This window comes from Gordonia sp. UCD-TK1 (assembly GCF_001691435.1).
In the GTDB taxonomy this organism is placed as follows: domain Bacteria; phylum Actinomycetota; class Actinomycetes; order Mycobacteriales; family Mycobacteriaceae; genus Gordonia; species Gordonia hongkongensis.
Genome location: NZ_LZMP01000013.1, coordinates 102,704 through 126,607 on the forward strand (window position 1 = coordinate 102,704; position 23,904 = coordinate 126,607).

General features: G+C 68.5%; 16 protein-coding genes and 2 pseudogenes. 9 read left to right on the top strand and 9 right to left on the bottom strand.

Translation table 11 applies throughout. The annotated features are described in order from the left end of the window. Positions 1-116 precede the first annotated feature (116 nt). The gene (locus A9310_RS09250) at positions 117-1,244 is read left to right on the top strand and encodes an NDMA-dependent alcohol dehydrogenase (protein WP_065630320.1); all 1,128 of its coding nucleotides are present in this window, start codon (positions 117-119) and stop codon (positions 1,242-1,244) included. A 24-nt stretch (positions 1,245-1,268) separates the two neighbouring features. Here A9310_RS09250 and A9310_RS09255 read toward each other — a convergent pair whose 3' ends face one another. The 3 genes from A9310_RS09255 to A9310_RS09265 form a co-directional block, all read right to left on the bottom strand. Then, positions 1,269-1,838, bottom strand: coding sequence for a potassium channel family protein (locus A9310_RS09255; RefSeq protein WP_065630321.1), 570 nt, complete (start codon positions 1,836-1,838; stop codon positions 1,269-1,271). Then, the gene (locus A9310_RS09260; protein ID WP_065630322.1) at positions 1,835-3,832 is read right to left on the bottom strand and encodes a M13 family metallopeptidase; all 1,998 of its coding nucleotides are present in this window, start codon (positions 3,830-3,832) and stop codon (positions 1,835-1,837) included. Before A9310_RS09260 ends, A9310_RS09255 begins: the two co-directional genes overlap by 4 nt. 766 nt (positions 3,833-4,598) lie before the next feature. Next, positions 4,599-5,858, bottom strand: a complete 1,260-nt coding sequence (locus tag A9310_RS09265) for an HNH endonuclease signature motif containing protein (protein ID WP_065630323.1) — start codon at positions 5,856-5,858, stop codon at positions 4,599-4,601. A gap of 857 nt (positions 5,859-6,715) precedes the next feature. On the opposite strand from A9310_RS09265, the gene A9310_RS09270 reads away from it, so the two are divergent. Beyond that, positions 6,716-8,167 (top strand): NAD(P)/FAD-dependent oxidoreductase, encoded by a 1,452-nt coding sequence (locus tag A9310_RS09270; RefSeq protein ID WP_065630324.1) that lies wholly within the window; start codon positions 6,716-6,718, stop codon positions 8,165-8,167. Between the two features lie 25 nt (positions 8,168-8,192). Here A9310_RS09270 and A9310_RS09275 read toward each other — a convergent pair. Beyond that, positions 8,193-8,634 (bottom strand): annotated as a pseudogene (locus A9310_RS09275) (pyridoxamine 5'-phosphate oxidase family protein). A gap of 93 nt (positions 8,635-8,727) precedes the next feature. Here A9310_RS09275 and A9310_RS09280 point away from each other — a divergent pair. From A9310_RS09280 to A9310_RS09290, 3 genes are all read left to right on the top strand, one after another. Next, a complete protein-coding gene (locus A9310_RS09280; RefSeq protein ID WP_065630325.1) occupies positions 8,728-9,471 on the top strand; it encodes a FadR/GntR family transcriptional regulator in 744 nt (247 codons plus the stop codon). Positions 9,472-9,486: 15 nt separating this feature from the next. Further along, the gene (locus A9310_RS09285; RefSeq protein WP_065630442.1) at positions 9,487-10,206 is read left to right on the top strand and encodes a sterol desaturase family protein; all 720 of its coding nucleotides are present in this window, start codon (positions 9,487-9,489) and stop codon (positions 10,204-10,206) included. Positions 10,207-10,282: 76 nt separating this feature from the next. Next, positions 10,283-11,200, top strand: coding sequence for an NAD(P)-dependent oxidoreductase (locus A9310_RS09290; protein ID WP_065630326.1), 918 nt, complete (start codon positions 10,283-10,285; stop codon positions 11,198-11,200). A gap of 122 nt (positions 11,201-11,322) precedes the next feature. On the opposite strand, the gene A9310_RS09295 is transcribed toward A9310_RS09290, so the two are convergent. Continuing rightward, the gene (locus tag A9310_RS09295) at positions 11,323-12,087 is read right to left on the bottom strand and encodes a pirin-like bicupin family protein (protein WP_058252248.1); all 765 of its coding nucleotides are present in this window, start codon (positions 12,085-12,087) and stop codon (positions 11,323-11,325) included. Between the two features lie 204 nt (positions 12,088-12,291). Here A9310_RS09295 and A9310_RS09300 point away from each other — a divergent pair, with 204 nt between their 5' ends. Beyond that, a complete protein-coding gene (locus tag A9310_RS09300; protein ID WP_065630327.1) occupies positions 12,292-13,929 on the top strand; it encodes an NTF2-like N-terminal transpeptidase domain-containing protein in 1,638 nt (545 codons plus the stop codon). 27 nt (positions 13,930-13,956) lie between these two features. Here A9310_RS09300 and A9310_RS09305 read toward each other — a convergent pair whose 3' ends face one another. Both A9310_RS09305 and A9310_RS09310 read right to left on the bottom strand, forming a co-directional pair. Then, positions 13,957-14,424, bottom strand: a complete 468-nt coding sequence (locus A9310_RS09305) for a DUF3054 domain-containing protein (RefSeq protein ID WP_065630328.1) — start codon at positions 14,422-14,424, stop codon at positions 13,957-13,959. Positions 14,425-14,430: 6 nt separating this feature from the next. Beyond that, entirely contained in the window at positions 14,431-15,696 is a 1,266-nt protein-coding gene (locus tag A9310_RS09310) for a YbhN family protein (protein ID WP_083207319.1), read from the bottom strand. Between the two features lie 115 nt (positions 15,697-15,811). Here A9310_RS09310 and A9310_RS09315 point away from each other — a divergent pair, with 115 nt between their 5' ends. From A9310_RS09315 to A9310_RS09325, 3 genes are read left to right on the top strand one after another with little or no spacing between them, the layout of a single operon-like run. After that, a complete protein-coding gene (locus tag A9310_RS09315; protein WP_065630329.1) occupies positions 15,812-17,137 on the top strand; it encodes an AI-2E family transporter in 1,326 nt (441 codons plus the stop codon). Then, on the top strand, positions 17,134-18,345 hold the full coding sequence (locus A9310_RS09320; protein ID WP_065630330.1) for a MacS family sensor histidine kinase: 1,212 nt from the start codon (positions 17,134-17,136) through the stop codon (positions 18,343-18,345). Before A9310_RS09315 ends, A9310_RS09320 begins: the two co-directional genes overlap by 4 nt. Positions 18,346-18,367: 22 nt before the next feature. Continuing rightward, on the top strand, positions 18,368-19,045 hold the full coding sequence (locus A9310_RS09325) for a response regulator transcription factor (protein ID WP_065630331.1): 678 nt from the start codon (positions 18,368-18,370) through the stop codon (positions 19,043-19,045). 43 nt (positions 19,046-19,088) lie between these two features. On the opposite strand, the pseudogene A9310_RS09330 reads toward A9310_RS09325, so the two are convergent. Both A9310_RS09330 and A9310_RS09335 read right to left on the bottom strand, forming a co-directional pair. Next, positions 19,089-20,442: pseudogene (locus A9310_RS09330) on the bottom strand (MFS transporter). A gap of 160 nt (positions 20,443-20,602) precedes the next feature. Continuing rightward, entirely contained in the window at positions 20,603-23,866 is a 3,264-nt protein-coding gene (locus tag A9310_RS09335; protein ID WP_065630332.1) for an MMPL family transporter, read from the bottom strand. Between the last annotated feature and the right edge of the window lie 38 nt (positions 23,867-23,904).

The following is a 23,904-nucleotide window of genomic DNA, read 5'->3' on the forward strand; positions in this document are numbered from 1 at the left end:
GATTGCGTGAAACGCCTGCGAAGGTGTCATCGGTGGACCACCATGTGATCTACGTCGCATAAGCAGACGGCGATATCTGACGCCCCGATTCGGGGTAGCACGAGCGAGGAGCACGAATGAAGACCAAAGGTGCAGTTCTGCGAAATCCGGGCGAAGAGTGGAAGATCGAGGAGTTCGAGCTCGGTGATCCGGTCGCGGGCGAAGTCCAGGTCAAACTCGTCAGCTCGGGTCTGTGCCACTCGGATCACCACCTGCGGACCGGCGACAGCCCGGCACCCATGCCGGTGCTCGGCGGTCACGAGGGCGCCGGCATCGTCACCAAGGTGGGCCCGGGTGTCACCCGCCTCAAGGAGGGTGACCACGTCGTCACCGCCTTCATCCCCGCGTGCGGCACGTGCGAGCCGTGCTCACGCGGTCAGCAGAACATCTGCGACGAGGGCGCGCGCCTTCTGACCGGCCTGTCCATCGCCGACGACACGAACCGCGCGTACACCCACGACGGGGTGCCCCTGGTGCAGATGTGCATGCTCGGCACCTTCGCCCCGTACATCACGGTCAATCAGGCGTCGCTGGTCAAGATCGAAGACGACATCCCCCTCCAGACGGCTGCGCTGCTCGGTTGCGGTGTGGCGACCGGCTGGGGTTCGGCCGTCGAGATCGGCGGCACGCATGCCGGTGACACCGTGGTGGTCGTGGGCATCGGTGGTGTCGGTATCAACTCGGTGCAGGGTGCCGCGGCGGCCGGTGCGCGCAACGTCATCGCCGTCGATCCGGTGCCGTTCAAGTTGCAGATGGCCGAAAAGCTGGGTGCGACACACACGTTCCCGTCGATGGAGGCGGCGCTCGAGGCGATCGGTGACATCACCTGGGGCAAGATGGCCAACACGACCATCCTCACGGTGGGTGAGATCGACGGGTCGATGATCGCCCCGGCACTTGCTCTCACCGGCAAGGCGGGACAGGTCGTCGTCGTGGGCATGGGCAACTTCGCCTCGATGGACGCTCAGATGAACCTCTTCGATCTCACCCTCATGCAGAAGCGCGTGCAGGGCGCCATCTTCGGCGGTGCGAGCCCCCGCACGCAGGTCCCGGCGCTCCTGAACGAGTACCGGGCCGGCAAGCTCAACCTCGACGACCTGGTGACCAACACCTACCGACTCGACCAGATCAACGAGGCCTACGACGACATGCTGGCGGGTAACAACATCCGCGGCATGATCGTCTACGGCGACGACGACTACTGAGCCTGACCGATCAGCGACGCCAGGTCACCGTCCGGTGGCCTGGCGTCTCTGGTTCACCAGCAGGTTGAGGAAGCGCACGCCCAGACCGAGGAGCAGCAGGGTGCTCGCCATCTGGATCGACACCGCGACGCGCGCACCCTGCGAATCCGGCGCGATGTCGCCGAAACCCGTCGTGGTGAACACGGTGAGGCAGAAGTACAGGGCGTCGATCCGGGTGAGCGACGCGTTGAAACTGCCGGGATCGTATTCGGAGAACAGGAAGTACGTCGTCGCGAACGCGACGATGTAGAACCCGGCCAGCGCCACCAGCATCTCCATCGCGGTCGCGACGGGCCGGTCGGAGCCGGCGAACTTGCGGACCTCCCAGACACAGAACGCGATCAGCAGCGCGGCCCCGACTACGAGGCCGAGATAGTTCAGGTCGCTCTCTTTGTCGATGGGCAGCAGGAAGTATCCGGCGAGCAGGACGACGGCGGCTCCGATCGGTCGCAGCAGGGCGACCGTGAGTTCGCGTCCCCGTACCAGACCCAGTGATGCGGCCGTACCCGGCGGACTCTCGTCGCGCGGACCGGGTCCGCCGGGCACGTCGTTCACCAGATCCGCACGCGTTCGGCCGGGTCCAGGTACAGCGAGTCCCCGGGCTTGACGTCGAAGGCCTCGTAGAACGCGTCCATGTTGCGGACGACGCCGTTGCACCGGAACTCCGGCGGCGAATGCGGGTCGATCGAGAGGCGTCGGATGGCTTCGGCATCCCGGGTCTTGGTCCGCCAGATCTGCGCCCAGCTGTAGAACACGCGCTGTGTTCCGGTCAGGCCGTCGATGATCGGCGGTTGGGCCCCGCTCGCCTCGTTCGCGATCTGATACGCGACGAGTCCGATCGACAACCCGCCGAGGTCACCGATGTTCTCACCGATGGTGAAGTCGCCGTTGACCTTGTGCTCGGGATCGAGTCCGGTCGGGGTGAACTCACCGTATTGGTCGATGAGTTTGCGTGTCCGCGAGGAGAACTCGGTCCGGTCGGTGTCGGTCCACCAGTCGACGAGGTTGCCGTCCCCGTCGTACTTCGCGCCCTGATCGTCGAACCCGTGCCCGATCTCGTGACCGATGACCGCGCCGATGCCGCCGTAGTTGACGGCGTCGTCCGCCTCGGGGTCGAAGAACGGTGGCTGCAGGATCGCGGCGGGGAACACGATCTCGTTCATGCCGGGGTTGTAGTAGGCGTTGACCGTCTGCGGCGTCATGAACCACTCGTCGTGGTCGACCGGTGAGCCGATCTTGGCGAACTCGCGGTCCTGCTCGAACGACGCGGACCGGGCGACGTTCCCGATGAGGTCGCCGCGGTCGACGCTCAACGAACTGTAGTCGCGCCACTTGGCCGGATAGCCGATCTTGGGGGTGAACTTGCCGAGCTTGACCAGCGCCTTCTCCCGGGTCTCCGGGGTCATCCACGGCAGGTCGGAGATGTTGCGGCGGTAGGCCTCGACCAGGTTGGCGATCAGCTCGTCCATCCGAGCCTTGGCCTCGGGCGGGAAGTGCTTGGCCACATAGAGTTTGCCGACCGCGAACCCCATCGCGGCCTCGACGAACCCGACGCCCCGCTTCCACCGGTCGCGGTTGGCCTCCGCGCCGGTCAGGATGCGGCCGTAGAAGTCGAAGTACTCGTCGACGAACGGTGCGGACAGGTACGACGCGGCCGAATGCACGAGCCGCCAGGTCAGCCAGGTCTTCCACTCGTCCAGGGGGCGATCCGTGAGGAGGCCGGCGACGCCCGACAGGAACGACGGCTGCGCGACGACGACCTCGGCGAAGGTCGCGTCACCGCTGGTGCCCAGTCCGCCGAACCACTCGGTGAAGGGGAAACCGTCTGCGGTGGTGCTCAACTCGTCGAGCGACATGAGGTTGTACGTGAGCTCGGCATCGCGGCGCCGGACCACATCCCAGTGCTGAGCGGCGATGGCCGTCTCGAGGTCGAGGACCGTCGCGGCCCGGGCGGCGGCGTCGTCGAATCCGGCGAGAGCGAACATGCGCTCGACGTGCGCGACGTACGCAGTCCTGGTCTCGGCGTGCTTGTCCTCCCGGTAGTAGGACTCGTCGGGCAGTCCGAGACCCGACTGCGTCAGGTGCACGAGGTATCGGTCGGACTGCTTCGCATCCGTGTCCACGTAGTAGCCGAACAGACCGCCGGTGCCATGGCGCTGCAGCCGTCCGACCCGCCGGGCCAGCGCCTCGAGTGAGTTGATGGCCGCGATCTTCTCCAGTTCGCCGGTGATCGGGCCGATCCCGAGGGCCTCGATGTGGTCGGTGTCCATGAACGACGCGTACAGGTCGCCGATCTTCTGCTCGTCGGAACCGCTTTCCGGGTTCGACGAGGCGCAGTCGGTGATGATGTCGCGCACGTTCTCCTCGGAGTTGTCGCGCAGCACGTGGAAGGCGCCGTCGACGGAACGGTCGTCGGGGATGACGTGCGACTCGAGCCACTTGCCGTTGACGTGAGCGAACAGGTCGTCCTGGACGCGGACGGAATCGTCGACCCACTCGAGGTCGAGTCCGGAGCTGAGGTCGGTATTCGATGCAGTCACGCGCTCCATCCTGTCACCGGATCGTCTATTCGTCAGCCGCCTCCGCCGTGGGCGAAATCGGAGAGTCCCTGGTCGTTGCCGGGCGAGAGCTTCGTGACGGCCTGGAGCGTCTCACCCCGCCCCCTGAGGTGCGAGCTTGCGAGCGTCGCCCCCGCTCCCTGAGGTGCGAGCTTGCGAGCGTCTCACTCCGCCCCCTGAGGAGCGAGCTTGCGAGCCCGACCCCTGCTCCCTGAGGAGCGAGCTTGCGAGCCCGACCCCTGCTCCCTGAGGAGCGAGCTTGCGAGCGTCACGAAGGGTCCTGGTGAGATGCGTGGGCTGACCCTTCGTGACGCGCCCTCCGCAAGCTCCGGGCGCTCCTCAGGGAGCGGGGGCTGACGCGCCCTCCGCAAGCTCCGGGCGGTCCTCAGGGAGCGGGGGTGACGCGCCTCTGCGAGCTCCGGGCCGCTCCTGGGGGAGGGGGGTGGTCGTGCGCTCTGCAAGCTCGCGGCGCCCCGATTGTGACCGACAGACTTCAACTCGACTCCTAGACTTCGATCGAAGTCTGCCGGTCGAGTTGAAGTCTGCCGGTCGCCGGCCCAGCGCCCTMTGGCTCTTTCAGAGCAGGGAGCAGGGGTGCTCCCTGCTCCCGAACATGCGTTGCCCGGTCACCCCGGGACGGCAGTGGCGAGTGGAATCACTGTGGAGTTGTCAAGGAACACATGTAGTCCCGGACATGAGTCGGGTGCGGAAGGTGCTGCGCGAAAGAGTGCGGTCGGGGTGGTGGTCAGGTGGCTGTTCAGGCGGCCTCGTCGAGTCGCATGGTGCGGCGGTTGTAGGCGGGTAACGGTCGACGCAGTGGGTCGATGGTCGCGGGTGGGACGAGCCAGGGGTGTCGGTCGAAACCCATGACGATGTCCCAACCGTGGTGGTGGACCTGGGTGTGGCAGCGCTGGCACAGCAGACACCCGTTGTCGAGGTCGGTGGGTCCGCCGTCGGCCCACGACTTGATGTGATGCACCTGCGTATGGGACGGCGGCGCACCACATTTGATGCAGCAGGCGTCGCGGACGATTACCGCCTTGCGTAAGTGTGACGGATACAACCGGCGGGTGTGACCCATCTGTAGTGGTACGCCCTCACTATCGAGGATTATCTCCGTGAGCGAGCCGTCGCACGACACCTGTTTCGCGGCGGCATGGCTGACCGATCCGGTCCACGGCAGCGTCGCCAGGTCTCCGGTCGCGGGGATCGTCAGCATCAGTTGCGTGCGTGGGCTTCCGACGGTGTCGAGGGTGGCGCCGATCGCTGCTTGATCGAGGATCAGTTCGAAGGCGTCGGCGCGGCGTTGCTCGGCGGTGCGCCGGTCCTCGGTGCCGTCGGGTTCGGGCCGCGGACAGGACCGTTCGTCGATCATCGCCATGAACTTCTCACCGACCACCTGGGTGAGGTCGGCGCGCACCTCGACGCGGCCGTCGTCGGTGGTGTGCGCGTTGACCGAGTTCAGCGATGGGTCGTCAGCCGAGGGGACACCGGTGTCGGAGGCATAGGCAAGGTTGTTGGCGATCGCGCGAGCATGCTTGAGCACTTGCGACGGCGTCGCACCGGACAGTGCTTGGGCGATGAGTTCGATCTCGTACCGTGAGCGGTCGTCGTCGGAACCACCATCGGCGCAGCACTTCTCGATCTGGTTCATGCCGCGAACAATGGCGTCGACGATTTCGCTGGACAGTCGCCCGTCGGCGGCATGACGAGACAGCGCCGGCAACCCCGGCAGGGCATCGACACTTCGCATGGTGCGTTGGGCGGCGGCCGGGGCGTGGCCTGACTCGATCAGTAACTTCTTGGTGGTGCTGCCGGCTTTCTGCGAGACGCCGAGGTCGTCGAGTTGTGCTGCGTGCGCGACGATCTGGTGGTCGACGGTGTTGCGGATCAGGCGCAACGTGTCGAGGGCGTCGAGAGTTTCTCTGCCTGTTCGGTCGTCGGCGGGTGGGGTGGTCTCGATGAGTCGATCGAGGAGGGTGGCAAGCTCTGGCATGACTCCAAGGTACCGGAACATGCGTTCGATTACGAGGAGTCTCAACAGGCCCGAAACACGAATTCATCGACTGTGCAGTGTTTTTCGTCGACTGTGCGTCCATTGGCGTTGACTGTGCAACCCCCCGTCGACCGAGGTGCACTCCAGTCGTATTCGTGCCCGTTCGGGGGGCAAATGTGTTGTGTCCTCGATGGAGCGGGGGTCTGAGGACTCTCCCGGGCCGCATCCGCAACACGCCGTGCCTGGGGTGCTGCGTCCGTCGGGGTCATTCAGCGGCGTCGGGGTTACCGAGTGGCTTCGACTCGGCGCCTCGACCTCGACGCGCTCCTTCGTCGCTTGCTCGGCCCGGCGGCTTCGCTCGGTGCCGGCTCAACCAGCGGGGGGCGAGCGCCGGTTCGTGAATGGCTGGGGCGCTTCGTCCGTCGGGGTCACTCGGCGTCGGGTCACCAGGTGGCTTCGACTCGGCGCCTCGCTTCGCTCGGTGCCGGCTCAACCAGCGGGGGTCGTGAATGGCTGGGGCGCTTCGTCTGTCGGGGTCGTTCAGCGTGGTCGGGTCACCAGGGGGCTTCGACTCGGCGCCTCGCTTCGCTCGGTGCCGGCTCAACCAGCGGGGGGCGATCGCGGGCTCGTGAATGGCTGGGGCGCTGTGTCCGTCGGGGTCACTCGGCGGCGTCGGGGTGACTCAGCGGCGTCGGGTTACCAAATGGCTTCGACTCGGCGCCTCGCTTCGCTCGGTGCCGGCTCAACCAGCGGGGGGGGGTGAGCGCGGGCTCGTGAACGGCAGCGTCGACAGAGCGACTCCCAGGAGTCGCACACTGCTCTCCTCGGAACGTGCGCACTCGCCGACCGCGGGAGCGAAACCCACCTACGCTGAACCCATGGATGCAACCTTCGACGTCGTCGTGATCGGTGGCGGTCCGGTGGGCGAGAATGTCGCCGACTACGCGACACGGGGCAGCGATCGAACCGCTGTCGTCATCGAGCACGAGCTCATGGGGGGTGAGTGCTCGTACTGGGCGTGTATGCCGAGCAAGGCGTTGCTGGGTCCGGGGTCCGCGCTCGAGGAGGCCCGTGCCCTGGCGGGTGCGCGTGAACGGGTGAGCGGCGATCGTCCGGACGCCGACGCCCTCCTGGCGTGGCGCGACACAGTGAACGACCGACGGGACGGGCCCGGGGCGACCCACGACGACTCCGGGCAGGTGAAATGGGCCGAAGGCGCGGGGATGACGGTGATCCGCGGGCATGGGCGGTTGTCGGGTGAGCGGCAGGTGACTGTCGGCGACACGGTGGTGACGGCGCGTGAGGCGGTCGTGGTGGCGACGGGGAGCACGGCGTCGATCCCGCCGACACCGGGTCTGGCCGAGGCGCACCCGTGGACCTCCCGGGACGCGACGAATCTCGTCGAGGTGCCGGAGCGGATCCTCGTCGTCGGCGGTGGCGTCGTGGCGTGCGAAGCGGTGACCTGGTTGCTCGACCTCGGTGCGGAGGTCGTCATGGCCATCCGCGGTGACCGGTTGCTGCCCAAGATGGAGTCGTTCGTCTCAGAGCGGATCGCGGACTCGCTGACTGCCCGCGGCGTGGACATCCGGTTCGGGACGACGATCGAGTCGGTCGACCGGCCCGGCGCCGCCGACACCGGCTACGGACGCATCCACGGCGGCCCCGTCACCGTCCGGCTCGACGGCGACGGCGCAGGCGAGCTCGTCGTCGACGAGATCCTGGTGGCGGCGGGACGCTCGCCCGCGACGCGGGATCTCGGTCTGGAGTCGGTGGGACTCGAGGCGGGCGGCCCGCTGCGCGCCGATGACCATCTGACGGTGGCCGACCACCCGTGGCTGTACGTTGTGGGAGATGTCAACGGCCGTAATGCGTTGACACACATGGGCAAGTATCAGGCGCGGGTGGCCGGGGACGTGATCGCCGCACGTGCCGAGAACCGGGACCTCGACGGTCCGCGGTACGTCGCGAGCTCCGACCACGGTGCCGTACCGCAGGTGGTGTTCACCCGGCCGGAGATCGCATCTGTCGGGCTGACCGCGAAGCAGGCGAAGGACGCCGGCATCGATGTACGGATCGCCGACGGGGACATCTCCGTGGCGGGGTCCTACCTGACCGATCCCGAGTACTCGGGTCACGCCTGTCTCGTCGTCGATGCGGGCCGCGACATCCTCGTCGGGGCGACCTTTGTGGGGCCGCAGACCGCGGAACTCGTCCATTCGGCGACGGTGGCCATCGTCGGCGAGGTCCCGCTCTCGCGGCTGTGGCATGCGGTTCCGTCGTATCCGACCATCAGCGAGGTCTGGTTGCGGTTGCTCGATCAGCTGCGATGAGCCGCGGCCGAGTCGAAGGCCCCGCTCAGAAGCTCAGTCGCCGGATCTTGTCCGGCCGGATGACGATCCGCACCCAGTCGTCGGCGAGGATCTCCGCGAGATCCTGTGCGCGGGTGGGGTCGTCGAGGTCCCAGTAGCGGTCGGCGAGTCGTGCTGCGAGTTCGCGCTGGACCGTCGGTCTCGATGCGCGTGGGGCCGGAAACGGAGATCCAGCGCTCGCGTTCCTCGACCGGGGTGGCGACCACGATCGAGGCGCGCGGATCGGCGGCCAGACGACGCACCTTCAGCGAATCGGGACCGGTGAAGAGCTGGATCTCGCCGTCCGCGGTCGCCTCGAACCACACCGGCCGAGGCTGCGGCGGCGTCGGGCCGGTCGCCGTCGAGAAGAAGCCGAGGAGTGGGCGGCTGAGAAAGTCCAGATCGTCGGCGGTCAAGGTGTCGGACGAAGGCGCGGCGATGTCACTCATGGTGGGTACAACCCGAGCGCCCACCGAACATTCCTCAGGCCGCGAGTGGTCTGACCACTTGACCACCAGTCCTCCGGGTTCTACGGTCGGTGCATGCCGTTCGAGCCCGTGTCCCAGCAGAGCGCCCCCGAGATCGTGTTCGACCAGATCGTCGAGGGCGTGCTGTCGGGTGACCTACCGGCCGGCGAGGCCCTTCCAAGCGAACGGGAATTGACCCGCATCCTCGGCGTCTCGCGGCCCACCGTGCGGGAAGCGTTGAAGCGGGTGGCGGCGGCCGGTCTGGTCTCCATTCGGCAGGGCGACGGCGCACGGGTCCAGGACATCGCGCGGACGGGTGGTCTCGATCTGTTGCCGCGACTCCTGATCCGGGGCGGCGCGCTCGTGCCCAGTGTCGCTCGCTCGATCGTCGAGGCACGTGCCGCGATCGGCCCGGGCGTCGCCGGGCTGGCGGCGAGGCGGGTGACCGACGACCAGATCGCCAGGCTGACAGCGCTGCTCGCCGATCTCGCCGCCGAACCGGACCCGGTCGGACAGCAGGTCGCGGCACTCGAGTTCTGGAGCGCGATCGTCGACGCGGCCGACTCGATCGCATTCCGTCTCATGTACAACTCGCTCCGCGCCGCGTACGAACCGGCGCTTCCCGCGCTCGCGTCGATGCTGGAGCCGGAGGTCGGCAACATCGACGGCTATCGCGCGCTCGTCGACGCGATCACGTCTCGCGAACCCGGCCGCGCCGAGGCCGCTGCCCGTGAACTGCTCGCGCCCGCGACCGCGGCATTGCTCGAACTCTGTCAGGCACTCGAGGGTGCGGAGTCTGACATCGGAGAGGGGAACTGAATGTCTGCCGAGAGCATCGACGCCGATCACATCGACCACAGAGCGCGCCGGCAGGTGGCGGCGGAGGAACGGCGAATGCGATCACGGCGGTCGACGACCCTGCGTGCCGCATTCGCCGAGTTCCTCCGGCACCCGTCGCCCTGGATGATCGCCGCGTTCCTGGTGACCTCGTCGGCGGCGCGAATTTGGCTGGGCGGGTGGGGAATCGCCGATCTGGTCGTCCCGGTCGTGATGATCGCGAGCTTTCCGCTGGCCGAATGGCTGATCCACGTCGTCGTGCTGCACTGGCGGCCGAAGCGCCTGGGACCGGTCACCATCGATCCGCTGGTGGCGCGTAAGCATCGCGAGCACCACTCGGACCCGCGGAACATCCCCCTGGTGTTCATCCCGTGGCAGGTGCTGGTCACGGTCGTCCTCGCGGCCGTCGCGATGGGGCTCCTCGTCTTCGCCAGTGCCGAGCGCGGTCTCACGTTCATGGCGACGCTCGCGGCGATCGGACTGGTCTATGAATGGACGCACTATCTGATCCACTCCGACTACCGGCCGCGCCACGCCTACTATCGCCGGTTGTGGCGCAACCATCGATTCCATCACTACCGCAACGAGCACTATTGGTTCGCGGTCACCACCGCGGGCACCGCGGACCGGTTGCTGCACACCTATCCCGATCCCGACACGGTCGAGAAGTCGCCCACCGCAAAGGATCTGCACGCTCTATCGCAGACGGGGGACTGACCGGCGAACCACATGACGGTGCGGTTTGTCCCGGTAGCCGGGACAAACCGCACCGCGATCCGGGATACTCGCCCGCATGCGGGTATTCGTCACCGGCGGTACGGGGGCCATCGGGGGATACGCGGTGCCCGCATTGGTCGCCGCGGGACACGACGTGCGTGCGCTGGCGCGCTCGGATGCCGCCGCTTCCGCGCTGCGTGCCCACGGCGCCGCCCCGATTCGGGTGTCGCTGTTCGATCGACACGGACTCGCCGAACACTTCGACGGCTGCGGCGCGGTCGTCAATCTCGCGTCCTCCCTTCCGGGGACCGCATCGTTCGTCCGAAAGTCGGCCTGGGCGGACTGTCATCGCATCCGGCGGGAGGGCTCGGCCGCGGTGGTCGACGCCGCACTCGCCACCGGCGTGCCGCGGGTGGTGCAGGAATCGGTCGCCATGGTGTACACCGACGCCGGTGACCGGTGGATCGACGAGGAGTCGCCGGTCGACCACTATCCGATCGCGGTGGGCAACCACGCCGCCGAGGCCTCGGCCCGCCGGTTCACCGATTCGGGTGGGGTCGGCGTAGTGCTCCGCTTCGGGTTGTTCTACGGCGTCGGCGCCGCCCACAGCGAGCAGCTCATAGCGCTCGCCCGACGACGGATCGGTTTCCGGGCCGGCCGACCCGGTGCCTACGTCTCGTCGATCCACCTTGCCGATGCCGCCGACGCCGTGGTGTCCGCACTCGAAATCGGTTCCGGCACCTACAACATCGTCGACGACCTACCGGTCACCAAGAAGCACCACACGGCCGCCCTGGCGGGTGCGGTCGGCAAGCACCCCTTCGTGACCTTGCCCGGTCGGGCCGCCCTCCTGCTCGGCGAACGCACCACGTCGCTGACACGTTCGCTTCGGATGTCCAACAGGCGGTTTCGATCAGCCACCGACTGGCGACCGCGCTACGCCTCGGTGTGGGAGGGGTACGCGCAGATGGCACGTCAGCTCGACGCGGCCTGATTTCGCGACGTTTTGCTCCCTCCGCCAGACCTCAATTCGACCGCCAGACTTCGATCGAAGTCTGGCGGTCGAGTTGAAGTCCATACGTCGCCGGTCGGTCCACGGGAGGCGCCGGTGTCCGGTCACGCACCACCCAGCCCGGCGGCCATCGACCACACCAGCACCTCGGCGTCGGAGTCGTCGCCGGCGCGGATCGGGAACGACGCGGAGTCGACGCCTCGGAGGGCGTCACCCGGGCCCAGAACGCCGATCTCCCGGACGCCGACCCCGTCGACCTCGATCTGTCCGTGCACGACGAACAGGTGGGTGAACCGGGAAGCGGGTACCTCGACGGTCTCGCCGGGGCGGAGTCGCGCCGCGAACAGGGTGGCGCCCGAGTTGGCGACGGAGACCGCGGCGTCGACATCGGCGACGCCCGACGCGATCGGTACGAGTCCGCCCGCGGCGAGTCGGTCGCGGACATCGGCCTGCGCGTACGACGGCGCGAGGCCGTGGCGGTCGGGCATCAGCCACATCTGGACGTAGCGGACGGGCTCGGTGCCGGCGTCGGGCAGGTCGGGCCATGAGTCGTTGCGCTCGGAGTGTTCGACGCCGGTGCCCGCGCTCATCCGCTGTACCAGGCCGGGGTACAGGACACCGGAGTGCCCGGCCGAGTCGCGGTGGACCAGCGTCCCCGCGACCACCCATGTCACGATCTCGCTCTCCTGATGGGTGTGGAGATCGAAGCCCGCGCCGGGTGCGACGACCTCGTCGTTGACGGCGAGCAGCGCGCCGAAGTGCGTGTTCGACGGGTCGTAGTGGTCGCCGAAGGAGAAGCAGTGTCGTGAGGTCAGCCAGTCGGTGGCGGTGACCGGACGATCATCGCCGCGGAAGACGGTGAAAACCATGCGCCCATTGTCGCAGTGCGGCAAGGTGAGGGCGGTCGGGGACGGCCGGGTCCGGGATCTGTCGACGTCGGTCCCCGGACGGCGATCGCGCACGCCGCGGAGTGTCAATAGTCCCGTGGGCGAGATGAGTTCGTGACCGGCTTGATCCCCGAATGGAAGCTGGCGGCGTCGATTTCGAGTGTTACACGAGTGAAAATTGTCGTCATGAAGATCTGGGTCAAGCGCGCGACGACAGCCGCTTGTGCCGCGGTCACGTGCGCGGTCATGGTGAGTTCCTGCGGGTTCGCCGGTTCGACCGACACGGGCGCCGCTGCCGCCATCGACGCATTCGCCGACGCCCTCAGCCGCCAGGACGCCGGCGGGGCCGCCACGTTCACCACCGCACCGGGACAAGCCGGTGACAGTCTCACCACCACTCTGAGACAGATGGGTGCCCAACGCGTCGACGTCGACGTCGACAACCCCGTCGAATACAGCGACGGGACGGCGACCTTCTCGGTCACCACCACCTGGAACTGGGACAAGGGCCGCGTGTACGAGTCGACCAGCGGCGGTACCGCGCGCAAGCTGTCGTCGGGTTGGAAGGTGACCTGGGACCCCGCGATCCTGCACGCCGGCCTCACCGCCGGCGGCACCCTGCGCGAGATCCGCACCGACGCGAAGCCGGCCCCGACCGTCCGCAGCCGAACCGGCCGGGTCTTCATGTACGCCCAGCCGGTCAACGAGATCGTGCTCGATCCCACCCGAACCCCGGACCTCAACGCCTCGGTGCGGGCGCTGGCCCGGGTGATCGCGCCCATCGCGCCGCTGATCACCGGGCAGGTCATCCGAGAGAAGCTCGACGCCACGCCGGGCCGGGCCATCACCGCGGTCGGTCTGCGGGACTCCGACATGGAGGTGCTCGCCGGCGACCCGCGTCGGGTCCCCGGTGTCGTGGTCAACCGATCCGATCAATTGGTGATGGCGGACCGGCGCCTGTCCTCCCCCCTCGAGGACGGGCTGACCAATTACTGGCAGGCCATCCGCGACGCCACCGCCGGGTGGCAGGTCGAGATGCTCGGTCCGGGTGCCGCGCCCCGCAAGCTGGCCGGTGAGCAGGGCCCTCCCGGACCCGACGTCCCGACCACGATGGACCAGGGCGTCCAGCTGTCCCTGGGCGACGCGGCCGTCGAGGTCGGTCAACCCGCGACGATCATGACCCTCGACGCGCAGACCGGTGCGATCACCGGGATGGCGCAGAACTCGTACGCGATCGAGAGCGGCGTCGACCTCGACCAGCCCTATCCGGTCGGCACCACCCTCAATCCCGTCTTCGACGCTATCGGGCGAGCCGTCGGGTCGGAGCAGCAGCGTGGCGACGAACTGCTCGACCGGCTCGGACTCGGCGTCCAGTTCACGGTGCCCGGTGCGAGCGTTCCGACCGCTGACCGTCCCGGGATCGCGACCATCGACTACCGTCCCGGCTCGAGCATGATGTCGATGACCAACATGGCCGCCTTCGGTGTCGCCATGGCGCGTAGCGCCTCCGGGCAGTCCTCGTCGGTGCCGCCGTTCGTGCTCAAGAACGTGCCGACGAAGATCGCAGGCGGTGAGCTCGGCGGGCTCGATCCGGCCGTCGTCCGGCCGGTGCTGCAGGCGATGACCGCCACTGCCGCCACCGGCGACGCCAGTGACCTCACCCGCGCGCCGGGACTGCGTGCCCTCGTCGGCACCAACGGCCCCGAGGGGCCCGGCTGGTTCGTGGGGCTCCAGGGCGGTCAGGTCGTCGTCATCTACACCGAGGGACCCAAGTCGGGGACCGCCGCACTCCAGGTCGCGCAGAAGTACTTCACGATCAAGTAGGTCTGCGAACGCTCGCGACTCGCGTCGTCAGGCGGCGGCGCGACGACCGAGGTAGGCGAAGACGGCTCGCCAGCCGAGCAGGAAAAGCGCGAGCACCACGGCCGCGACGATCACGAAGCTCACCGCCACGCCCTGGCTGAGGATGAAGCGCAGGATCATCGCGACGGTCACCGTGCAGAACCAGATGACGAGACCGACCGGGACGACCCGGTCCGGCCGGAAGTCGTGACCGAAGAAGTCGCTCGACCGCACATGCGCGTAGACGTAGGTGATCGACCAGCCGACCGCACAGCCGGCGAGGAACGGCCACAGCGTGTGCAGCACCGACGTCAGCGCATAGCCCTCTTCGTGACTGGCCCGGCCGATGAGGACGAAGACCGCGATCGCCACCGCGTCGAACAGGGCGGCGACGGGACCCGTCGCCGTTCCGCGCGCCGGCGAGGACCCCGTCTCCGCCGTCGCGTCGGAGCCCCGGTCCGTCTTCGAGCTCAGCATGGTGGATTACCGTACCGGGTCCGACGGCGGATCGGTGTCGGACGTTCGTGCGGAGTCCCCTCGATGCGGGTTGTCGGGTCCGTCCGCGGGCGGGGCCCCCGGGCCCGGCGGTTCGACACCATCCGGCGGCGGGATGGGGAGCGCCGTACCGTCGGGCGTCGTGGGCGACGGGTCGTCGGCCGAGCGTTCGAGGGCGTCGGCGTCCCGCTCGACCTCGTCGATGAACGTGTCGTCGCGCTTGATGCGGTTACGGAACATGAGACCGATGACCACCCAGCCGATGCCCGACACGATCACATAGCTGATCAGCCGGTAGATGAGGACCGCGGTGATGGCGTCGGCGGCGGGCATCCCGGCGCTGGTCAGCGCGGGGACGAGCACCGCGTCGACGACGCCGATGCCGCCCGGCAGCAGGGGGATCGCCGAGCCGACGGCCTTGCCCGCCGCGTAGGCGACCATCAGTCCGGAGATGCTCGGGTGGGCGTCGACCGCCCAGCAGGCGAACATCAGACACCCGACGTCGGCGACCCAGTTGAACAGGCTCCAGCCGAATGCGACCGAGGTGTCGCGCTTGGTGAGCTGCACCGCCCGGAGTTGTTCGAGGGTCTCGAACAACTTCTCGGTGCCGTGCTCCTCCGGCTTGTTCCGGAGTTGATTCACCCAACCCAGGACTCGAATCCCGGTGCTCTTCAACGATTCCGGATGACTGGCCAGGTACTGCAGGACCACCGCGACCGCGAGGAACCCGGCGACGGAGAAGACGACCGAGAACGGGCTGGTCTTCGCGCCGGCCAGGAGGGCGCCGCCGAACCCGAGCACCGCGAGACCGATGCCGGCGAGCAGGCCCGACATGACGACCTGCCACGACGCGATGACCGGTGTCGCACCCCACTTGCGGGTTTCCCGATAGGTGAACGCGGGGGCGAGGACCTGGCCGCCCGGCATCGTCTGGCTCAGCGAGTTGGCCGCGAGGATGACCGACAGGGACTTCCACTGCGTGACCCGCAGGCCCGCCGAGCGCAACAGTGCGCGCTGGACCTGGGCGAAACTGTCCATCGACAGCATCGCGGCGACGAGACACGCCGCGACCCAGTGCCACTCGATCTCGCCGATGCGCAGCCAGGCGCCCCGCAGCTCGGGCCAGATGAGAACGACTTCGACGGCGAGGATGATCAGGACGACGGTGAGCAGGACCCATCGGACCCACCAGAACCGAGGACGGGTCACCGGGGCTGCCGCGCCCCCCGGCGAGCCAACATCCTCCGACGACATACGTGCCACCCTAGGGTAGGGGGGCCGGTGTCGGTGACCACCCCCGTCGGCGACCTGCGCAATCGGGGGTGTGTACGGACTCCTGTCACCGAGGCGCAGCACTAGTGTGACTCTTGTGACCGAAGCCGAACGAGCCGACCGGCCGCGCGACGTCCGGGACCTCGCGTCCATCGACCGGTTGAAGGTTCATCCGCAGGTACGCGCGGCGGCGGAGTGGGCGTGGCGGCTACTGCTCCTGGTCGCGGCCGCTTACGTCGCGACCAGGCTGTTCCGGGAGTTCGAGGAAGTCCTCGTGCCGGTCGCCCTCGCCATCCTGATCTCGGCGATGCTGGTTCCCGGGGTCGATGCACTCGACCGGCGCGGTCTGCCGCGTTCGCTGGCGGTGATCGTCAACCTCGTCGTCGCGATCGGGTTGCTCGCCGCCGTCATGACCTTCGTGGTCCGCGAGTTCATCGACGGTGTTCCCGAACTCGCCGAGCAGGTCACCGTGACCGTCGAGAAGACCAGGGAATGGCTCATCAACGGGCCCCTCGGGCTCGATCGCGACCAGGTGCGCAACTTCGGCACCGACACGCTCGACTTCATCCAGCACAACCAGGACCGTGTCACCAGCGGTGCGCTGGCCACCGCCACCACGGCCAGCGAGATCATCACCGGCGCCCTGCTGACGTTGTTCCTGTTGATCTTCTTCCTTTACGGCGGTGGTCAGATCTGGCAGTTCTCGGTCAAGCTCATCCCAGAAACCAATCGGAATCGGGTGTGGGAGGCGGGTATCGCCGGTTTCGGCACACTCGTCGGGTACGTCCGGGCGACCGTCGCGGTGGCCTTCGTCGACGCCTGCGGTATCGGGATCGGACTCGCCATCCTGCAAGTGCCCCTGGCGCTTCCGCTGGCCTCGCTGGTCTTCCTGGGCGCCTTCATCCCGATCGTCGGTGCCCTGGTCACCGGCACGCTGGCGGTGCTCGTCGCCCTGGTGACCCAGGGCTGGATCGCCGCGGTCGTCGCCCTCGCCATTGTCGTCGGTGTCATGCAGCTCGAAAGCCATGTGCTGCAACCGTTCCTGCTCGGGCGTTCGGTGCGCCTGCATCCGGTTGCGGTGGTGCTCGGGATCGCGGCCGGCCTGGTGTCGGCCGGCATCATCGGTGGTCTGCTCGCGGTGCCCCTGATCGCGTTCTTCAACACCGCGATCCGACGCCTGAAGGGGGACTCGACCGAGCCCGTGGACGGGCGCCCGGGGGTCGTCGCCGAGCCGGATTCACCGGCGTGGGACACCGACGATCCCGACGCCGCGGCCGAGACGCTCGCACGCGAGGCCCCCGGCACCCCCTCAAAGGCCGGGAACCCAGGATCGGAACGCCCGGCGGATGGTCGCCGGGACGAGGTCGAGACCGACCGCGAGGGCAGTGACCGGGACGGGGACGGTCGGGGCGCGGGAACGTGACGCGCCGGTGGTCGGGGCTCGAGGTCGGCCCGCCGGACCGGGACACCGATCCGGATCGTCTGGCACGCGTCATCGACGACGACCCGGTCGGTCCGCTGTGGCGGGGCGCCCAGATCTTCCGGCTGCTGTCCTATCTGTACGCACTCGGCTTCCACATCGCCGTCAATCCCGACCTCGACCGCGGCGGCGTCGCCTGGGTGCTCTTCGGCCTGCTCTCCGCGTGGACGCTGGTCAGCGGGATCGGCTACTTCGTCGGGTTCGCGCGCAACCGGGTGTGGGTCGGTGCCGAGGTGCTCGTCGTCTGCGCGCTGATGTTGTCGACGTCGTATGTCGCCGGCGCGGAGTGGGCGTGGAACAACCAGACCTGGCCGACGACGCTGTGGGCCACCAACGCGGTCATCTCGGTCGCGATCCTCACCGGCCCGGTCGGGGGGATCGTGTCGGGGCTGATCATCGGCGGCACCAGCACCTTCGTGAAGGGCGAACTGAACCTCGACTTCGGTCGGAATGCGACCATCATCGTCATCGTGGCGACCGGCATGGCGGTCGGGCTCGCGGCTGCGAACGCGCGTCGGGTCCAGGACCAGCTGTCCCGGGCGGCGCGGATCGCCGCGGCTGCCGAGGAACGCGAACGGCTCTCCCGTGAGGTGCACGACGGGGTACTCCAGGTGCTCGCGCTGATCGCGCGTCGCGGACGCGAGATCGGCGGTCCGACAGGTGAACTCGCCACCCTCGCGGCGGAGCAGGAGCGTACGCTGCGTCGGCTGATCTCCGACACGGACGAACCCGTCGCCGCCGACCCCGATGCGCAATGCAGCGTTGATCTCGCCGCCGCCCTGCGCGTCTTCGCCGACGCGCGGGTGTCGGTGAGTGCTCCCGCGGACCCGGTCATGGTGTCAGCGCAGAAGGGCGCGGAGATCCGCGCGGCGGTGGTCAACGCGCTCGACAACGTCGTGAACCACGCCGGTCCCGGTGCGCGTGCGTACATCCTGGTGGAGGATCTGGGGCGGGACGTCGTGGTGAGTGTGCGAGACGACGGGATCGGCATCCCGGACGGCCGGCTCGCCGAGGCGGTTGCGCAGGGACGCGTCGGGGTGTCGAAGTCGATCGTCGGACGGATCGAATCCCTCGGCGGCGCCGCGCGCCTCGACACCGAACCGGGTGCGGGTACGGAATGGGAGTTCACCGTCCCGCGGGACGAGAGCTGAACGGCGAAGGGGAGCATCAAGTATGAGTGCAGGCCGGAGTGACGAGGGGCGGGCGCCGCTGCGGATCATGGTCGTCGACGACCACCCGATCTGGCGAGAGGCGGTGGCCCGCGATCTCGCCGACGAGGGATTCGACGTCGTCGCCACCGCGGAGAGCGTGGGCAGTGCCGGTCGACGTGCGGCCGCCGTCACCCCCGATGTGGTCCTGATGGACATGCAGCTGACCGACGGCACCGGTACGGAGGCGACGACGGCGGTCCTGGAGGTCTCGCCGAAGACCCGCATCCTCGTGCTGTCCGCATCGGGTGAGCGCGACGACGTCCTCGAGGCCGTGAAGGCCGGGGCCAGCGGCTATCTGGTGAAGTCGTCGTCACGCGAAGAACTGGTGGACGCGGTCCGGGCGACGGCCGACGGCCAGGCGGTCTTCACCCCGGGTCTCGCGGGGCTGGTGCTGGGCGAGTACCGGCGCATGTCCCAGCAGCCCGACGCCGCACCCGCCGCGCCCGCGCTCACCGAGCGTGAGACCGAGGTGCTGCGTTTGGTCGCAAAAGGACTGAGCGCCAAGCAGATCGCGCGGCGCCTCGACCTGAGTCACCGGACCGTCGAGAACCACGTCCAGGCCACTCTCCGCAAACTCCAGCTCGGCAACCGCGTGGAACTGACCCGCTACGTGATCGAACACGGCCTGGACGAGGACTGAGTCCTCGACCAGGCCGTGTTCGACGGTGGCGGGTCCCGCCGGGTCACTCGCTGACGGCGAGCCCCGAGGTCGTCAGCGAACCGCTCGCGGGCGCGTCTGCCGGCTTGGGTGACTTGACCAGCATCGTGGCCGCGGCACCGATGAGCGCGATCCCGGCGAAGAGATGGAACGCGGTGGCCGAGGAGATCCCGGCGCCGATCAGCAGGCCGCCGATCACCGGACCGAAGATGCCGCCGAGTCGACCGAAGCCGGCGCACCAGGCCACGCCGGCGGCGCGTGCCTCGGTCGGGTAGAAGTTCGACACGAAACCGTAGATCAGGACCTGGGTGCCGATGGTGCCGGTACCGGCGACGGCGACCGCGGCCAGCAGCACCGGCAGCGGGAGGGACAGGGTCAGTCCGATGAGTGCGAACGTCGCCAGGCAGAACGACGTCGCGACGACCTGCTGCGGTCCCCGGCGGTCGGCGAATCGCGCCGCGATGAGTCCGCCCACGATGGCGCCACCGTTGAGGACCAGCAGGAACGACAGCGAACCCTTCGCGTTGAAGCCGCTTTCCTTCATGATCTGCGGCAGCCATGTGTTGAGACCGTAGGTCAGCAGCAGGCCGACGAAGCTCATCACGCCCAGCAGCAGGGTCGGACCGGCGAAGCGACGCGAGGCAAGGACCGCGAAACCGACCTTCTCGGCTGCGGCGGGTGCGGTGGCCGCGACCGGCCGAGCGGGGCCGACGTGGATTCCGGTGCGCGCCGAGACCGCCTCCGCGTCGGCGAGACGACCCCGGGTGGCGAGCCATTGCGGCGACTCGGGCATCCGCAGCAGCGCGAGGGGCAGCAACGTGACGAGGGGCAGTGCGCCGACCCAGAACAGTCCGCGCCAGCCGGCGTGGTCGGCGAGCACCATCGCCAGGATCGCGGCGAGCACGCCGCCGGCCGGAACACCGCTGTAGACGATGGCGTTGAACAGGTCTTCTTCGCGGGCGGCGCGAACTCGGCGACCATCGCGCCGGCGGTGGCGACCAGGCCGCCGATTCCGATGCCGGTCAGGAATCGCAGGATGCCGAACGAGGTCAGATTGGTGGCGAGGGCTGTCGCACCCATGCCGACCGAGAACCAGATGATGTTGAACAGCATCATCCGTCGGCGACCGACCCGGTCACCGACCGCCCGGCCAGCAGCGCGCCGATCATGACGCCGATGAGCGCGTAGGAACCCAGCGCCCCGGCGGTGGCCGGGGTGAGCGGACCGAGCTGGGACGGGTCGTCGAGCAGGGTGGGCAGGACCGTGCCGTAGACGACGAGGTCGTACCCGTCGAAGACGATTGCGATGGTGGCAAGGGAGACGACCCAGAGAACGCTTCTGCGATGCTCCGGCGACGTCCAGGTGGTGGATGAAGTCATGCGGCTGTCCCTCCAGCGTTGATGTGCTGGCAGACATCATGCGCGGGATGTGCGGTAGGTCATATCAGGGCAAAGCCCAGTGCCGACCCATCCCGGATTGATCGTGACTCGCGATCAAACCGCTTACGAGACCCGTGGCCGCGAACGGTGGTCCGAGCGGTCACTTCTGTGAGCGGCTCCGATTCAGCAGCTCCTGGACGCTGATCTGGCCGTCGTCACCGGTCTCGTCGGACCGGGCGTGCCGGTCGGTACGCGGACGACGGCGACGGCTCGACTCGTCGGCCGGGCGATCCTGCTCACCCGAGGCGGGACCGGCGTCGGGCCGCGCGGCGGCCGGGGTCGCATCGGCGCTGAGTCCGCGCTCCATCGGCGACGGACCGTTGCTGCGACGACTCCGAGACGACGGGGTCGAGGTCTCGGGGCTGACCGAGGCGGCCAGGGGGCGACGACCGGTCTCGTCGAGGGCGGGCCGGCGTCCGAGCGGTGAGCGCTGGCCGGTCGGCTCCGGCGTCGGCCGGGCGGTTCCGGGATTCGGACGCCCGCCGGTCTCCGGCACCCGTGGTGGGGCGGACGGGGGAGTGACCGTCGGACGGTCCCCGTTCCCCGGGTGAGGTGCGGCGTCGTCGAGTCGGATGCCACCCTCGCCGAGGCTCCAGCCGCCGGTGTCGGGACGATCACCCTTCGACACGGTGGAGCGGCGGTAGGGCGTCGCGGGACGGCGTCCGGCCGGTTCGGGGGCCCGGGCACCGGGCACGGGCGTCGGTCCGACGCGCGCCGGCGGAGTGCGCGGCGGGGTCGGCGCAGTACCCGGGCGGCCGGTGGTGGTCGGCGGCGGACCCGAGGGGGACGGCGGAGTCGGGGTGGGACCGAAACCGGTGCGCTGGTCGGGGGCCTGACCCGCCGGGCGGCCGTTGGTGAGCGGTCGGTCCGGGGCGGGCCGCGCCGGTGCGGCGGGGCGGCCGACGGCGGCCGGGACACGACCCCGGGCGGGAACCGCTCCGGCGGCGACCGGTTGTCTGCGTGCCGCGGCCATCACCGAGGTCGGCGCCTCGGCCACCACGGTGCCCGCACTCATCGGACGGGCGCCGGCACCGGCGTCGCGCTGTTCGTCGGGTTCGTCGTCGAGGACGGTCTCGCCGAGGCCGATCTTGCGCTGGACCACGCGCATCCACCGCGGTGCCCACCAGCAGTCGTCCCCGAGCAGCTTCATCACCGACGGGACGAGCAACATGCGGATCACCGTGGCGTCCAGGATCAGCGCGGCGATCATGCCGAACGCGATGTACTTCATCATCACGATCTCGGACAGGCTGAACGCGCCGGTGACCACGACCAGGATCGCGGCGGCCGCGGTGATGATGCCGCCGGTGTGCGCGGTGCCGCTGCGGATCGCCTCGGTGGTGCTCGCGCCCTTCTGTCTGGCCTCGACCATGCGGGAGAGCAGGAACACCTCGTAGTCGGTCGAGAGGCCGAACACGATGGCGATGATCAGCACGAGCACCGCTGCGAACAGCGGGCCGGGGGTGAAGTTGGCCAGTTCGGCGCCGTGACCGTCGACGAAGATCCACGTCAGGATGCCGAGCGTGGCACCGAGACCCAGGGCCGTCATGAGCGCGGCCTTGATCGGCAGGACGATCGAGCCGAACTGCAGGAACATCAGCAGGCCGGTGATGAGGACGAGCATGACCGCCATCAGCGGGAGCCGTTGCATCAGCGCGTCGATCGAGTCCTGGGTGAGGGCCGGGGTACCCGAGACGTACATCGTGAGGCCCTCGGTGTCGATCGCGCGTAATTGCTCGATCGCCTGGGCGGCAGTGTTCCGGTCCTGGAGACCGGCCGACACCTGGTAGACGCCCACGTTCGGGTACCGCTCGGCGTCGAAGGACCCGAAGTCGGACTTGTCGGCGTCGCTGAACTTGTTGGTGAAGCCGGGGACCGCGTCGGCGCGTTGCGCGATGGCGTCGAGCTTGTTCTGGTCGGCCTGGCTCGACTCGTCGTAGATGATGACGAGTTTGATGGCCTCGGTTCGCTCGCTCGGGAAGTATTCGTCGAACTTCTCCTGCGCGACCCGGTTGGGGTTGTCCGGCGGCAGGAACTTCTCGCTGATCCCGCCGAACTGGATGCTGCCGAACGGGATGATCAGCGCGAGCAAGAGGAGCACAGTCGGGACCGCGGTCTTGACCGGGTGCTTCATCACCCACGTCGCGAGTCGGCCCCAGAAGCCGTTCTCGACTTCCTGGCTGGTCTTCATACGACCGCTGAACCGGTTCTCGATGGCCGCTGCGCGTTCCTCGCCGGAGAAGCGGCGGGCCAGCGGGACCGCGGTGTACTTCATGACCGTGCTGATCGACAGCATGTTCACGCGGGGTCCGAGGATGCCCAGGATCGCCGGGAGGACGGTGATCGACAGGATCGCGGCGAGGGACACCGATGCGATCGCGCCGTAGGCGACGGATTTGAGGAATCCCTGCGGCATGATCAGGAGACACGCCAGGGCGGCGACGATGATCGTCGCGGAGAAGACCACCGTCTGACCGGCGGTCATCACGGTTCTTCGGACCGCGGCCTTGGTCGAATAGCCTTCACCGAGTTCCTCGCGGAAACGCGACACGATGAACAGGCCGTAGTCGATCGCGATGCCGAGACCGATCAGCGTGACCACCGACTGCGCGAAGATGTTGAGCTCGGTGGTGAGCGCGAGGATCTTCATGATGCCCAGCGAACCGGCGATGGTCAGGCCACCGATGAGGACGGGCAGGCAGGCGGCGACGACGCCGCCGAACACGAAGAACAGCATGATCGCCACCAGCGGCAGCGCGAGGACCTCGGCGCGGTGGATGTCCTTGTCCATGCCCTCGGCCATCGATCCGGCGACCGGTTGCAGGCCGGCGAGTTCGAAGGTCGTACCGGGTAGATCGAAGCGTTCGGGGATGTCCTCGAAGAACGGTTCGATGGTCTTGTAGTTGTTGAGGACCGTCGTGTCGTCGTTGCCGGCGACGCCGATGCTGATGAAGGCGTGTCTGCCGTCCTCGGTGAACAGCCGCTCCTGCAGCGTGCTCTGCGCGGGCTGGACGAGGAACGGGTCGTACAGACCGGGATCGGCGCGTCCGACGATGTCGGGGTGCGTCGCGATGAGGTCCTCGACGAACGTCTCGACCTTCGCGCCAAACGCCTTGTCGTCGACGCGGGTGCCCTCCGGTGGGGTGACCAGCAGGATGATGTCGGACGTGTGGTCGCGCCCCAACGCCTGGTCGGCGTAGCGCGCACCGGTGTCGGACTCCGACGTCGGATCGAACCAGCCGCTCTGACTGAGGTGCTTGCCGAGATCGAGACCGTACAGCCCGAGTCCGGCCATCATCGCGATGAGCACCGCGATGACGAGGAAGCGCATTCGGTAGACGAATGTGCCGATGAACCGGAACACGCGATGTCCTTTCGTGTACGACTGGGCGGGCCTGTTCG

What these genes read in the sequence shown, in the direction of transcription:
- A9310_RS09250 (WP_065630320.1), top strand. Translation starts at nt 117, where the DNA reads ATGAAGACCAAAGGTGCAGTTCTGCGAAATCCGGGCGAAGAGTGGAAG.
- A9310_RS09260 (WP_065630322.1), bottom strand. Translation starts at nt 3,832, where the DNA reads ATGGAGCGCGTGACTGCATCGAATACCGACCTCAGCTCCGGACTCGAC.
- A9310_RS09265 (WP_065630323.1), bottom strand. Translation starts at nt 5,858, where the DNA reads ATGTTCCGGTACCTTGGAGTCATGCCAGAGCTTGCCACCCTCCTCGAT.
- A9310_RS09270 (WP_065630324.1), top strand. Translation starts at nt 6,716, where the DNA reads ATGGATGCAACCTTCGACGTCGTCGTGATCGGTGGCGGTCCGGTGGGC.
- A9310_RS09280 (WP_065630325.1), top strand. Translation starts at nt 8,728, where the DNA reads ATGCCGTTCGAGCCCGTGTCCCAGCAGAGCGCCCCCGAGATCGTGTTC.
- A9310_RS09290 (WP_065630326.1), top strand. Translation starts at nt 10,283, where the DNA reads ATGCGGGTATTCGTCACCGGCGGTACGGGGGCCATCGGGGGATACGCG.
- A9310_RS09295 (WP_058252248.1), bottom strand. Translation starts at nt 12,087, where the DNA reads ATGGTTTTCACCGTCTTCCGCGGCGATGATCGTCCGGTCACCGCCACC.
- A9310_RS09300 (WP_065630327.1), top strand. Translation starts at nt 12,292, where the DNA reads ATGAAGATCTGGGTCAAGCGCGCGACGACAGCCGCTTGTGCCGCGGTC.
- A9310_RS09305 (WP_065630328.1), bottom strand. Translation starts at nt 14,424, where the DNA reads ATGCTGAGCTCGAAGACGGACCGGGGCTCCGACGCGACGGCGGAGACG.
- A9310_RS09310 (WP_083207319.1), bottom strand. Translation starts at nt 15,696, where the DNA reads ATGTCGTCGGAGGATGTTGGCTCGCCGGGGGGCGCGGCAGCCCCGGTG.
- A9310_RS09325 (WP_065630331.1), top strand. Translation starts at nt 18,368, where the DNA reads ATGAGTGCAGGCCGGAGTGACGAGGGGCGGGCGCCGCTGCGGATCATG.